At 37.5% G+C, this 13,787-nt stretch carries 11 protein-coding genes; 8 read left to right on the top strand and 3 right to left on the bottom strand.

From position 1 onward, the window contains the following. Positions 1-85: 85 nt before the first annotated feature. Positions 86-1,633 carry a class I SAM-dependent methyltransferase gene (locus tag KP712_RS03940; protein WP_215770593.1) on the bottom strand — a complete coding sequence of 516 codons (1,548 nt, stop codon included), beginning with the start codon at positions 1,631-1,633 and terminating at the stop codon, positions 86-88. A gap of 134 nt (positions 1,634-1,767) precedes the next feature. Here KP712_RS03940 and KP712_RS03935 point away from each other — a divergent pair, with 134 nt between their 5' ends. From KP712_RS03935 to KP712_RS03925, 3 genes are read left to right on the top strand one after another with little or no spacing between them, the layout of a single operon-like run. Continuing rightward, on the top strand, positions 1,768-2,850 hold the full coding sequence (locus KP712_RS03935; protein ID WP_215770592.1) for a PhoH family protein: 1,083 nt from the start codon (positions 1,768-1,770) through the stop codon (positions 2,848-2,850). A 1-nt stretch (position 2,851) separates the two neighbouring features. After that, entirely contained in the window at positions 2,852-3,316 is a 465-nt protein-coding gene (gene ybeY / locus KP712_RS03930; protein WP_106014152.1) for an rRNA maturation RNase YbeY, read from the top strand. A 25-nt stretch (positions 3,317-3,341) separates the two neighbouring features. Then, positions 3,342-4,127, top strand: a complete 786-nt coding sequence (locus KP712_RS03925) for a Cof-type HAD-IIB family hydrolase (RefSeq protein ID WP_215770706.1) — start codon at positions 3,342-3,344, stop codon at positions 4,125-4,127. Between the two features lie 37 nt (positions 4,128-4,164). Here the strand turns inward: KP712_RS03925 and KP712_RS03920 are convergent, their stop codons facing one another. After that, positions 4,165-5,973 (bottom strand): long-chain fatty acid--CoA ligase, encoded by a 1,809-nt coding sequence (locus KP712_RS03920; protein WP_215770591.1) that lies wholly within the window; start codon positions 5,971-5,973, stop codon positions 4,165-4,167. Positions 5,974-6,166: 193 nt separating this feature from the next. Then, entirely contained in the window at positions 6,167-7,186 is a 1,020-nt protein-coding gene (gap, locus tag KP712_RS03915) for a type I glyceraldehyde-3-phosphate dehydrogenase (protein ID WP_215770590.1), read from the bottom strand. A gap of 250 nt (positions 7,187-7,436) precedes the next feature. Here gap and gmk point away from each other — a divergent pair, with 250 nt between their 5' ends. The 5 genes from gmk to murI all read left to right on the top strand — a co-directional run bounded on the left by gmk (position 7,437) and on the right by murI (position 13,496). Next, complete coding sequence (gene gmk / locus KP712_RS03910; protein ID WP_215770589.1) at positions 7,437-8,063, top strand: guanylate kinase; 627 nt, start codon at positions 7,437-7,439, stop codon at positions 8,061-8,063. A gap of 62 nt (positions 8,064-8,125) precedes the next feature. Continuing rightward, entirely contained in the window at positions 8,126-8,392 is a 267-nt protein-coding gene (rpoZ, locus tag KP712_RS03905) for a DNA-directed RNA polymerase subunit omega (protein ID WP_005625717.1), read from the top strand. Positions 8,393-8,464: 72 nt separating this feature from the next. Beyond that, positions 8,465-10,579, top strand: coding sequence for a bifunctional GTP diphosphokinase/guanosine-3',5'-bis pyrophosphate 3'-pyrophosphohydrolase (gene spoT, locus KP712_RS03900; protein WP_111407462.1), 2,115 nt, complete (start codon positions 8,465-8,467; stop codon positions 10,577-10,579). After that, the gene (gene recG, locus KP712_RS03895; protein WP_111407461.1) at positions 10,576-12,657 is read left to right on the top strand and encodes an ATP-dependent DNA helicase RecG; all 2,082 of its coding nucleotides are present in this window, start codon (positions 10,576-10,578) and stop codon (positions 12,655-12,657) included. Before spoT ends, recG begins: the two co-directional genes overlap by 4 nt. Positions 12,658-12,686: 29 nt before the next feature. Continuing rightward, a complete protein-coding gene (murI, locus tag KP712_RS03890; protein WP_111407460.1) occupies positions 12,687-13,496 on the top strand; it encodes a glutamate racemase in 810 nt (269 codons plus the stop codon). The last annotated feature ends 291 nt before the right edge of the window (positions 13,497-13,787 follow it).

Genomic DNA, 13,787 nt, shown 5'->3' with positions numbered 1-13,787 from the left:
TGAGTTTTGCGATTGGGACAAAAAAAGGAGATCTAATCGATCTCCCTTAGAATGTTACTTGCTTTCAATTTCATTTACTTTTTGCTTATAGTGTAGCAGGTTGAATGTAACCTAAGTCTGCTAATACTGTACAAATAGAATTACATAATACAGAACAATCAAACCCTTCATCAATGAGTTTCTCGTTATTGTTCATATCTTTGTAGCCATTTTCAATTAAATATGCTTTGAGTGACGAATTAAGCGTTGCTTTAGTTGTTGGTTTTTCCATTTGAGACATCATATATAGATGGAGTTCATTTAAATTTTCAACTCCTCCATTATACATATTACCTGCACCGATATATTGATTTGCACCTTCTAATAAAGTTTTTACATATTGAGTAAATCGTTTTGATATGTAGGTTTTGTTATCTTCAAATGTATATGTTTGATAAGGTGTGAGAAAAACATTGATATATCCTAGAACTATAGCTAGCAATACAGAAGAGTAAATTTTATCCTCTGTGAGGTTTGCAAATTCTTTATGTTCAGCAACGTAATCAATTAATGATTGAGTCGTGAAATTACCTACTTGATAGATAAAGTATTCAAGTAATTTTTCTACATCTTGATTATTGAATATATTAGCTAGATTATTTTCTCTACCTTTATTAGTGAAGGTTAATTTATCCAATAAACTTATATCTATATTTTCAGTGCGGTTAATTTTATCTTGTAAATGAGCATGGCATAGTAAACTTCTTCTAAATGCTACATCGTAAAGATAATCAAGGCATTGCTCACGTGCAACATAATCTGTTTCGGATAATTGATTGATCATGTCACGTAGATGTTGTGGCATCCAAGAAATATATGAAAGTTGAAAATCTGTATCACCAATATAAGCCAATTGATGCTGATGTAGACTATCAACAAATTGATTCAAATAGAGAGGGTGGTTGTGATATTCAAGATATTCATGGGCTACGTAATGATCACCTTTTGTTTGAATATCATCAAAGTTTTCAATTCGTTTTTGATTTTTTACTTTTTCAGATTCAATCGATTTAATTGCATCAGAGAATAATTGAACAACGGCTTTGCCACGACGAGTTTGCTCAGAGAGCGGTAAATCCTGAGTATATTTATTGGCATAGAGCATAATATCACGTGCAACTTCGCGGCTTTTCCAACCGGGATAGGTGTTGTAAGAAATATAAGCAATACCGTTAGGGGTTAAATTCTCACGGCAAACCTCAAGAATTTTATCTTTAACATTATCAGGTACCCAAGAATAAATACCATGCACGATGATGTAGTCAAACATGCCAAATTCAGGCGTAATATCGAGAATATTTTTTGTTTCTAAACGAACGTTTGTTAATCCCATTGATTTAATAATTTCATTACCTTGAGTAATTTGACTATCTGCTAAATCAATGCCGACAAATTCAGTATCTGGATGATAAACCGCTTGAGAAATTAAGTTTCCACCAAAAGAAGAACCTAATTCTAATACTTTAGCGCCTTTGAGTGCTGGTGGTGTTAATCCCCATAATGTTGCATTCCCTTCCAAAAGCGCAATGCTCGTATAAGAAAAGGGTTTTGAGTAGTATCTAAGTTCGTCGTAAGGGTTATTTAGATCGGTCATAATCTATCCAGTTTGTAACATAATTAAAGGCGCATATTATAGAGGGAATAGGGATGAAAACAAAGTGATGATTATTTCCCATGAAGTGGTAATTACGCTAGAATAACCGCAATTTTCACCAGCTTAGTATCCTCATGCTTTCATTTACTCTCGAACCTCAAGATAACGCACGTTTGCAATCTTTATGTGGTGCATTTGATGATCATCTAAAACTTATCGAAAAAGAATTTAATCTTGTCATTGCCCGTCATAATTTCACTTTTAATATTGATACCACGGAAGAGGATCCAAAACCTTATCATGCAAAATTGATAAAAAGTGCGGTGAAATTAATTCAAGATTTATATGTTGAAACTGCGCCCGTAAAAGGTAAAGTGAAAGAGTTAGATTTGGAAGATGTGCATATGGCTTTACAAGAAAGCCGAATGCTATCTCAAGTTGAACCGAACCGTGCTGAAAATAATGTTTTCAGTACAACAATTAAAACTAAACGAGGTGTGATTAAACCTCGAGGCGAAAATCAAGTTCAATATTTGCATAATATTTTAACTCACGATATTAGTTTTGGTATTGGCCCAGCAGGAACGGGGAAAACATTCTTAGCGGTTGCTGCTGCAGTTGAGGCTTTAGAGCGTCAAGAAATTCGTCGCGTTTTACTTACTCGCCCTGCAGTGGAAGCAGGCGAAAAGCTAGGTTTTTTACCTGGGGATTTAGGTCAGAAAATCGAACCTTATTTACGTCCGCTTTATGATGCTTTGTTTGAAATGTTAGGTTTTGAGCGAGTGCAAAAATTAATGGAACGTAATGTTATTGAAATTGCCCCTTTGGCTTATATGCGAGGGCGTACGCTCAATGATAGTTTTATTATTTTAGATGAAAGCCAAAACACGACAGTTGAGCAAATGAAAATGTTTTTAACCCGTATTGGTTTTAATTCTAAAGCCGTGATTACGGGCGATATTACGCAAATTGATTTACCTCGTAGCACAAAATCTGGTTTACGCCATGCGATTGAAGTGTTGGAAAAAGTACCAGAATTAAGTTTTAACTATTTTGATAGCAAAGATATTGTGCGCCATCCGGTGGTGGCTAAAGTCGTGCAAGCATACGAAGAATGGGAAGTGCAAGATGAAATTCGTCGAAAAGAATTAGTGGAGCTTCGTAAAGCCGAACGTGAAAAAGAACGGTCAGAAATTGAAAAGAATTTAGGAGAGTAAAATGGGAAGTATATTCGTTGATCTGCAAATTGCCACAGAAAATATAGAGGGTTTGCCAACAGAAGAACAGATTGTGCAGTGGGCAACAGCTGCAGTTCAACCGGAAGGGGATGAAGTTGAAATGACGGTTCGTATTGTGGATGAAGCCGAAAGCCATGAATTAAATTTAACTTATCGTGGCAAGGATCGCCCGACTAACGTGCTTTCATTTCCGTTTGAATGCCCCGATGAGGTGGAGTTGCCATTGTTAGGGGATCTTGTCATTTGTCGTCAAGTTGTGGAGCGAGAAGCTGCAGAACAAGAGAAAGCATTAATAGCACATTGGGCGCATATGGTTGTGCATGGTAGCTTACATTTACTCGGTTACGATCATATTGAAGACGATGAAGCTGAAGAAATGGAAAGTTTAGAAACCCAAATTATGCAAGGATTAGGCTTTGATGATCCTTATCTAGCAGAGAAATAATCTTTATTCGGAGTAATGATGTATGATGTATAAAGCGGTATTTAGTGATTTTGATGGCACCTTATTAACTTCTCAGCATACTATTTCCCCTCGAACTGTTGCAGCAATTAAGCGTTTAACGGCGAATAGTATTCCTTTTGTGCCAATTTCAGCGCGTTCTCCTTTGGGGATTTTGCCTTATTGGAAACAGCTTGAAACGAATAATGTGCTTGTTGCATTTAGTGGCGCGCTTATTTTGAATCAACATCTTGAACCAATTTATAGCGTACAAATTGATCCAAAAGATATTTTAGACATTAATACCGTTTTGGCGGCTCATCCTTTGCTTGGCGTGAATTATTATACAAATAATGATTGCCATGCGCGCGATGTAGAAAATAAATGGGTGATTTATGAACGCAGCGTCACTAAAATTGAGATTCATCCTTTTGATGAAGTGGTAACACGTTCGCCACATAAAATTCAAATTATTGGAGAAGCACAAGAAATCATCGAGATTGAAATTATTTTAAAGGAAAAATTTCCACATCTGAGTATTTGTCGTTCTCATGCTAACTTTTTAGAGGTGATGCACAAGAGTGCAACCAAAGGAAGTGCGGTGCGTTTTTTGGAAGATTATTTTGGCGTACAAACCAATGAGGTGATTGCGTTTGGTGATAACTTTAATGATCTGGATATGCTAGAACATGTTGGGCTTGGGGTGGCAATGGGAAATGCACCTGATGAAATTAAACAAGCTGCAAATGTAGTCACTGCGACTAATAATGAAGATGGGCTAGCATTAATTTTGGAAGAAAAATTTCCTGAATAACAGGTAAGAAAAAGGCTCTCAAACGAGAGCCTTTTAGTTATGAATTTTTTGATTCTTTTGAATTATACATATCTTCAATTTGCTTACGATAACGTTCTAAAATCACTTTTCTACGCAATTTTAATGTTGGTGTAATTTCACCCAATTTAATGCTGAATGCTTGAGAAAGTAACGTGAATTTTTTTACTTGCTCGAAATGAGCCAGTTCTTTTTGTATTGCATTAATACGCTGCTCAAACATTTTTAGAATTTCAGAATTTTTTAGTAATTCTAAACGGTCATGATATTTAATATTGAGCTGTTTTGCGTACTCTTCCAAACTATCAAAGCAAGGCACAATAAGTGCAGACACATATTTTTTCGCATCGGCAATGATTGCAATTTGTTCGATAAATTTATCTTTACCGATTTTGCTTTCGATATATTGTGGTGCGATATATTTACCGTTTGAGGTTTTCATTAATTCTTTAATACGATCGGTAATAAATAAATTACCTTGTTCGTCAAACTCTCCCGCATCGCCAGTTTTTAAGAAACCATCTTCTGTGAAGGCTTGAGCTGTTTCTTCTGGCTTCTTGTAATAGCCTTTCATCACCATTCCGCCACGCACGAGGATTTCATTATTTTCCCCAATTTTAACTTCTGCTTTTGGCATGAGTGTGCCGATTGAATTTGGGTTAAATTGGAAATCATGCCAGCAAGAAACGGTTGCAGTTGTTTCTGTCATGCCATAGCCTAATTTGATGTTGATGCCAATAGCATGGAAAAATAGCCCAATAGCCGGTTCTAATTTTGCTCCTCCGCAAGGCATCATTTTTATACGCCCTCCCAATAATTGGCGAAGTTTTGAGAGCACTAATTTATCTGCCAAAGCAAATTGTTTATTCAATAAGAATGGAATAGCTTTGTTATTTGCACGCAAATCAAAATGTTTTTGTCCTACGGAAATTGCCCAATGAAACATAATTTGGCGAAGTTTTGGTGCTTTTTGAACTTTATCCAAGACGGCGGCATAAATTTTTTCGTAAAAACGTGGCACGGCACACATTAAGGTAGGGCGAATTTCCGTTAAAGCTAACCGTACTTGATTGGTGTCTTCTAAATAGCAAAGTATTGCTCCTTTATGAAGAATATAAGCCGCCCAGGCTCGTTCAAAAATATGAGAGAACGGTAAGAAAGAAAGTGAAACGTCCTGATCTGTCACATTAAGTGAAAGATCATGCGTTTCTAATTGGTGAGCGAGATTAGCATAATCTAACATGACACCTTTAGGCTCTCCAGTAGTACCCGAGGTATAAATAATCGTAAACAAATCCGATAATTGTTTTTGGTTTAAGCGTTGGGCTAGTTCATCTTGTTGGGCGTTTGAACCTGTTTCAATAAAACTTTCCCAAGTGCAAGAAAGAGGATCTTGTTGTAATTGAATGGTGGATTTCATTGCCACGATTTTTTGTAATTGTGGACAATGATGCGCGATTTCCAATGCTTGATCGTATTGCTCTTGATCGCCGACGAATAGAATTTTTACATCGGCGTGATTTAGGATAAATTCTGCTTGCTGCGCTGTATTGGTTGCGTAAATAGGTACTGTGATTGCTCGAATTTGTAAGGTCGCAATGTCAGCGATTGTCCAACGTTCCATATTATGGGCAAAGATGGCGATTTTATCTTGCACGCCAATACTATGAGCAAGCAATGCACGAGAAAGTTGATTGAGTTGCTCTTGAAAATTTTTCCAAGAGATGTCTCTCCACAAGCCGTGTTCTTTATAGCGAAGTGCGGTCATATTTGCACGAGTTTTGGCTTGTTGTTGAATACGATTAACAAAATGGAGATCGAGATTCATATTAACCCTATTTTTTGATTTTATTGAGCGAACAGTTGTGCGCTAATATAATCTTAAATAGGAATAAAAGCTAGAATAATATTGATTGTTTTAAATTATTTTTAGTGATCCATTGTTCATTTTTAGATCGTAAACTAAATTTTAGGTAATAAAAAACCGCTCCGAAGAGCGGTTAATTTTTTCAAAGTTTTAATTAGCCTTTGTAGTTGTAAATGTGAGTTACTAAGTCTAATACTTTGTTTGAGTAACCAGTTTCGTTATCGTACCAAGATACTAATTTAACGAAAGAATCAGTTAATGCGATACCAGCATCTGCATCAAATACAGAAGTTAAAGTACAGCCGTTGAAGTCAGTAGAAACAACAGCATCTTCAGTGTAACCTAATACGCCTTTTAATTCACCATTGAAAGTTTTACCTTCAGCTGCATCTTTGATTGCTTGTTTGATTGCATCATAAGAAGCTGGTTTTTCAAGGTTAACAGTTAAGTCAACAACAGATACGTTTGGAGTTGGAACACGGAAAGCCATACCAGTTAATTTACCGTTTAATGCTGGTAATACTTTACCTACTGCTTTCGCTGCACCCGTTGAAGATGGAATGATGTTTTGTGATGCACCGCGGCCGCCGCGCCAGTCTTTAGCTGATGGACCATCTACAGTTTTTTGAGTTGCAGTTGTTGCGTGAACAGTGGTCATTAAACCATCTTTGATACCGAAAGTTTCATGAACAACACGTGCTAAAGGAGCTAAACAGTTTGTTGTACAAGATGCGTTAGAAACGATATCTTGACCTGCGTATGCGTTGAAGTTTACACCACGAACGAACATAGGGGTTGCATCTTTAGATGGACCAGTTAATACAACTTTTTTCGCGCCTGCAGTGATGTGTTTACGAGCAGTTTCATCAGTTAAGAATAAACCAGTCGCTTCAACAGCGATATCAACACCGATTGCACCCCAGTTTAAGTTTGCTGGATCACGTTCTGCAGTTACACGGATAGTTTTACCATTAACCACTAAGTTACCATCTTTCACTTCAACAGTGCCGTCGAAACGACCGTGAGTTGAATCATATTTCAACATATAAGCCATGTATTCAACGTCGATTAAGTCGTTAATACCTACAACTTCGATGTCATCACGGTGTTGTGCTGCACGGAATACGATACGGCCGATACGACCAAAACCATTGATACCAATTTTAATTGCCATAAGATTTTCACCTTTTATTTAAGTTAAACAAATCTGTTTGCTTTGAGTAATACTGCTCACTCAGTAAGACAGTGCACAGAGTATAGCACGAGCATTTTTATAAAACTATAAACCCTACTACTTTTTTGTGATCTATATCAAATCATCATTAGAATGAAAAAGTACCGTAAAAAATCACCGCACTTTTGATGATTTTTTATAGAGAAATCTGCATAATAGACTGAAATTGTTAGAGAAGGTTAAATATTCTATGTCTCAAGGTAATCTTTATATTTTGTCTGCACCAAGTGGTGCGGGAAAATCTTCATTAATTTCAGCGTTATTGGCATCAGATAGTTCAACTCAAAAAATGGTTTCTGTGTCCCATACGACCCGTGCCCCACGCCCAGGTGAAGTTGAAGGTGTACACTATTATTTTGTATCAAAAGAAGAGTTTGAATCACTTATTGAGCAAGATTTATTTTTAGAATATGCTAAAGTTTTTGGTGGAAATTATTATGGAACCTCTTTACCTGCGATTGAAGAAAATTTAGCAAAAGGTATTGATGTATTTTTAGATATTGATTGGCAGGGTGCTCAACAAATCCGTACAAAAGTACCTTCGGTAAAAAGTATTTTTATTTTACCGCCTTCATTGCCAGAGTTAGAACGTCGTTTAATTGGTCGTGGGCAAGATAGTGAAGAGGTTATCGCTGAACGAATGTCAAAAGCGATAAGTGAAATTTCGCATTATGACGAATATGATTATGTCATTGTGAATGATGATTTTGAGAAAGCATTAAAAGATTTACAAAGTATTTTGCAATCGGAACGCTTAACTAAAGATTATCAACAAAAACAAAATGCAATGTTAATTCAACAGCTACTAGCAAAATAGGGCGAAATTGAGTATTATAACGCCCTTTCAATAGAGTAATTTTTGACAAATCGGAGTAAATTATGGCTCGTGTTACTGTGCAAGATGCAGTAGAAAAAATTGGTAACCGTTTTGATTTAATTTTAACGGCTGCGCGTCGTGCAAGACAATTACAACTTAACCAGAGTGCGCCGTTAGTGCCAGAAGATAATGACAAACCAACAGTAATCGCATTGCGTGAAATCGAAAAAGGTTTGATTAATCAAGATATTATGGATGCACAAGAATTCCAAGAAATGGCTAAAGTGCAAGAAACGGAAGAAGCAGCTGTTGCATTAATTACAGAATAATCTTTTAAAAGTGCGGTAAAAAATCACGATATTTTAACCGCACTTTCTCTTTCAACGATAAGTAGGTCTCCTTTGGAACTGTTTGCGGATTTAGATCGAATTATTCAAGGGTATTTGCCCGCAGATAAAATTGAACTCATTAAGCGTGCGTTTGTGATTGCAAGAGATGCGCACGAAGGACAATTTCGCTCTAGTGGGGAGCCTTACATTACCCATCCTGTTGCGGTAGCCTCCATTATTGCTCAACTACACTTAGATCATGAAGCAGTAATGGCTGCGCTTTTACACGATGTTATCGAAGATACACCTTATACAGAAGAACAACTGAAAGAAGAGTTCGGTGCCAGTGTGGCTGAAATTGTGGACGGTGTATCAAAACTCGATAAGTTGAAATTTCGTACTCGCCAAGAAGCACAAGTCGAGAATTTTCGCAAAATGATTTTGGCGATGACGCGTGATATTCGCGTTGTGTTAATCAAGCTTGCTGACCGCACGCATAATATGCGCACACTTGGTTCGTTACGACCAGATAAACGCCGCCGTATTGCGAAAGAAACCCTTGAAATCTATTGCCCGCTTGCTCATCGTTTAGGTATTGAGCATATTAAAAATGAATTAGAAGACTTATCTTTTCAAGCAATGCATCCTCACCGTTATGAGGTATTGAAAAAACTCATTGATGTGGCGCGGAGTAATCGACAAGATTTAATCGAACGTATTTCACAAGAGATTAAAGTGCGGTTAGAAAACGCAGGCATTTTTGCCCGAGTGTGGGGGCGTGAAAAACACCTTTATAAGATCTATCAAAAAATGCGCATAAAGGATCAAGAATTCCACTCTATTATGGATATTTATGCGTTCCGTGTGATTGTAAAAAATGTGGATGATTGTTATCGCGTTTTGGGGCAAATGCATAATCTTTATAAGCCACGTCCTGGTCGAGTAAAGGATTATATCGCGGTACCTAAAGCAAATGGCTATCAATCTTTGCAAACTTCAATGATTGGGCCGAAAGGTGTTCCCGTAGAAGTTCATATCCACACAGAAGATATGGAACAAGTCGCCGAAATGGGCATCACGGCTCATTGGGTTTATAAAGAAAATGGTAAAAACGATAGTACAACCGCACAAATCCGCGCACAACGCTGGCTGCAAAGTTTGGTCGAAATTCAACAAAGTGTAGGTAATTCGTTTGAGTTTATTGAGAATGTAAAATCAGAGTTTTTCCCGAAAGAAATTTATGTTTTTACACCAAAAGGTCGAATTGTTGAATTGCCAATGGGTGCAACGGCAGTAGATTTCGCTTATGCCGTGCATTCAGATGTGGGAAATACTTGTATTGGTGTGACTGTTGAGCATAAACCTTATCCGCTTTCACAAGCCCTTGAGTCTGGGCAAACGGTAAATATTATCACCGATCCAAATGCGCATCCTGAAGCTGCATGGTTAAATTTCGTGGTAACTGCTCGTGCGAAAACACGGATTCGCCATTATCTCAAACAGCGTTGTGAAGAGGATGCGGTGAAATTAGGCGAAGTTGAGCTTAATGCAGCATTACAACCACATAATTTAGGTGATTTTTCTATTCAACAAATTAGAACTGTACTAGATGCTTTAGCGCTTTCTTCTTTAGATGAATTATTACGAGAAATTGGTTTAGGCAATCAGTCTGCCTCCATCATTGCGCATCAATTTGTGGGCGTGCCGTTAGAATCTTCTAATACTCAGAATTTTGAATTTGAATCCAAAATACTCACTATTGCACCAATGCAAGTGGGTAAAACACAATTTGCTCAATGTTGTCATCCAATCCCAGGTGATCCTATTGTGGGATGTTGTACAGAAAAAAATACAGTTGTGGTACACCATCAACATTGTGCAAGTTTGAAAAATGCTTGTTGCCAATCGTTGGCTAAATGGGATAACGTTCAAAGTGCGGTGAATTTTGAGGCTGAATTACAAATAGAAATATTGAATGAGCAGAATGCCTTGCTTAGTTTAATGACCGCAATTTCTGCGAGCGAAAGCAGTCTTCAAAATATTTGGACGGAAGAATTAGAGAACAATTTATTGCTTGTGATTTTGCAGGTTTGTGTAAAAGATATCAAACACCTTGCCAATATCGTTCATCGTATTAAAGGCATCACTGGCGTCGTTAATGTCAAACGTAATATTAATGAGCTATGAGCCTTGAACTTCTCGATGCCGTACCTTTGACCAGCCTCTCTGGTGTGGGGGCGGCCATTTCTAATAAACTGGCTAAAATCGGCATTCATAACCTACAAGATTTACTCTTTCATTTACCTATTCGCTATGAAGATCGTACGAGAATTACGCCAATCGCTCATCTTCGTCCCGAACAATATTTTACCATTGAAGGAATTGTACAAACCTGTGAAGTCGCTTTTGGCCGTCGCCCGATTTTATCAGTTAGTTTGTCAGACGGCACATCGAAAATTATGTTACGTTTTTTCAATTTTAATGCGGGAATGCGTAATAGTTTTCAAGTAGGTGCGCGAGTAAAGGCCTTTGGAGAGGTAAAACGTGGGCGTCACATGCCTGAAATTCATCATCCAGAATATCAAATTGTGCGAGATAATGCGCCTATTGTATTGGAAGAAACGCTAACGCCGATTTATTCCACGACGGAAGGGCTCAAACAAAATTCATTACGAAAATTAACGGATCAGGCTTTGGCATTGCTCGACAAAGTTCAGATTGCAGAAATTTTGCCTAATGAATTTAATCCACATCAATATAGCTTAAAAGAGGCATTGCGATTATTGCATCGTCCGCCGCCAGATATTTCATTAGAAATGTTAGAGCAGGGTAAGCATCCTGCGCAGCAGCGATTAATCTTTGAAGAATTATTGGCACATAATTTAGCTATGCAAAAAGTGCGGTTAGGAACGCAGCAATTTTCTGCCTTACCGCTACATTATCAAACAGATTTAAAACAGCGATTTTTAGCCACCTTGCCATTTCAACCAACTAATGCTCAAAAGCGAGTAGTGTCGGATATTGAACAAGATCTTATCAAAGATTATCCAATGATGCGCTTAGTACAAGGGGATGTTGGCTCGGGAAAAACATTGGTTGCCGCATTGGCTGCTTTAACTGCAATTGATAATGGCAAACAAGTCGCCTTAATGGCGCCAACAGAAATACTAGCAGAACAGCATGCGAATAATTTTAGACGGTGGTTTGAGCCTTTAGGCATTGAAGTAGGTTGGTTAGCTGGTAAAGTAAAAGGAAAATCAAGACAAGCAGAGCTTGAAAAAATCAAAACTGGCGCGGTGCAAATGGTGGTGGGGACGCATGCTTTATTCCAAGAAGAAGTCGAGTTTTTCGATCTAGCATTGGTGATTATTGATGAACAACACCGTTTTGGTGTGCATCAACGATTAATGTTGCGTGAGAAAGGCGAAAAAGCAGGATTTTATCCCCATCAGTTAATTATGACGGCCACGCCGATTCCAAGAACGTTGGCAATGACTGTCTATGCAGATTTGGATACATCAATTATTGATGAATTGCCTCCAGGCCGTACGCCTATAACAACCGTAGTGGTTTCTGAAGAACGTCGCGCTGAAATTGTGATGCGTGTAAAAAACGCTTGTGTTAATGAAAAACACCAAGCCTATTGGGTGTGTACGTTAATTGATGAATCAGAGGTGTTAGAAGCTCAAGCAGCTGAAGCGATTTGGGAAGATCTAACTAAGGCATTACCTATGTTAAATATTGGGTTAGTGCACGGGCGGATGAAACCACAAGAAAAACAAGATGTCATGATGAGTTTTAAAAATGCAGAATTGGATTTATTGGTGGCAACGACAGTAATCGAAGTGGGTGTTGATGTTGCGAATGCTAGTTTGATGATTATCGAAAATGCAGAGCGTTTAGGTTTATCGCAACTTCATCAGTTACGAGGGCGCGTCGGTCGAGGCAGTACGGCTTCTTTTTGTGTACTAATGTATAAACCTCCGCTCGGTAAAGTTTCGCAAAAACGTTTGCAAGTGCTACGAGATAGCCAAGATGGGTTTGTTATTTCGGAAAAAGACTTAGAAATTCGTGGACCTGGTGAAGTACTTGGAACGAAACAAACGGGCATTGCTGAATTGCGAGTAGCAAATTTAATGCGAGATAGAAAAATGATACCCACGGTGCAATTTTATGCAAAATCGCTTATTCAAAAATACCCGGATCTAGCAGAAAGTCTGATTCGTCGTTGGTTAAATAATAAAGAGATTTACTCGAACGCTTAAAAGTGCGGTCAATTTTCAAAGAGTTTTAAATGGATAAAAAAGAAAAACGCCCAACTGTGCTCTTTTTTGACTCAGGAGTGGGTGGGTTTAGCGTATACCGTGAAGCTAAAAAATTATTACCAAATTGGCATTATCTCTATTGTTTTGATAATGCCGGCTTCCCTTATTCAGAACGCGAAGAAGAAAGTATTATTCACCGCACTTTAGCGGTTTGCCAACTGATTAATCAACGTTATCCATTAGATGCAATCGTGATAGCTTGTAATACAGCGAGTACAGTTGTACTTCCGCCTTTGCGCGCTGATTTTGATATTCCTATCATTGGAACTGTACCCGCTATTAAACCTGCATCAGAAATGACAAAGACAAAGCATATTGGTTTATTAGCTACAAAGGGTACGGTAAAACGTCATTATGTCGATGAGTTGATTGATAAATTTGCGCGAGATTGTGTTGTCGAAAGATTGGGAACAACAAAATTAGTAGAAATTGCGGAGCAAAAAATTCGTGGCCATTCCGTTGATCTAATTAGTTTAAAAGATGAGTTATCTCCGTGGGCAGGCATGGCTGATTTGGATACATTAGTTTTAGGTTGTACTCATTTTCCACTCATCAAAGATGAAATTCAGTTGTGCTTGCCACAAATTAAATATTTTATGGATCCTGGATCGGCGATTGCTAAGCGGATAAAATATTTACTAGATGGTAAAAGTGTACGTGCTCAAGGTGAAAAACATAATCAAATGTTTTGTACTGCACATTTTTCAGAAGAATCTCAATTTAAAAAAGCTTTACATCTATGGGGATTTGAATCTTTAGATGTAATAAAAATAGACTAAAATTGATGTTAAATAGACCTTTTTGTATTAACTTTATCCAAAAGATCATTTTTTTAAATATTTTTACAAAAAAGTACTTGCAAGGATTTTGAAAATCCCTATAATGCACCGCACACAACGACGCACTGTTGTGAAGTCTTTAAGTTTCCAAGTGCGTCGTTGTTTTTTGCTCTTTAACAATATATCAGACAATCTGTGTGGGCACTTGTTGATTGACTTGTTTTAAAATATTTTAATTTTGAAGTCTTAATAGGTGCTTAACTGAAAATTCATAATTACTTTTTTAAGTAG

It is taken from the genome of Haemophilus sp. SZY H68 (genome assembly GCF_018829685.1).
Taxonomy (GTDB): Bacteria; Pseudomonadota; Gammaproteobacteria; order Enterobacterales; family Pasteurellaceae; genus Haemophilus; species Haemophilus haemolyticus_K.
The sequence above is the reverse complement of the archived record's forward strand: the minus strand, read 5'-3'. Positions and strand labels throughout refer to the sequence as shown.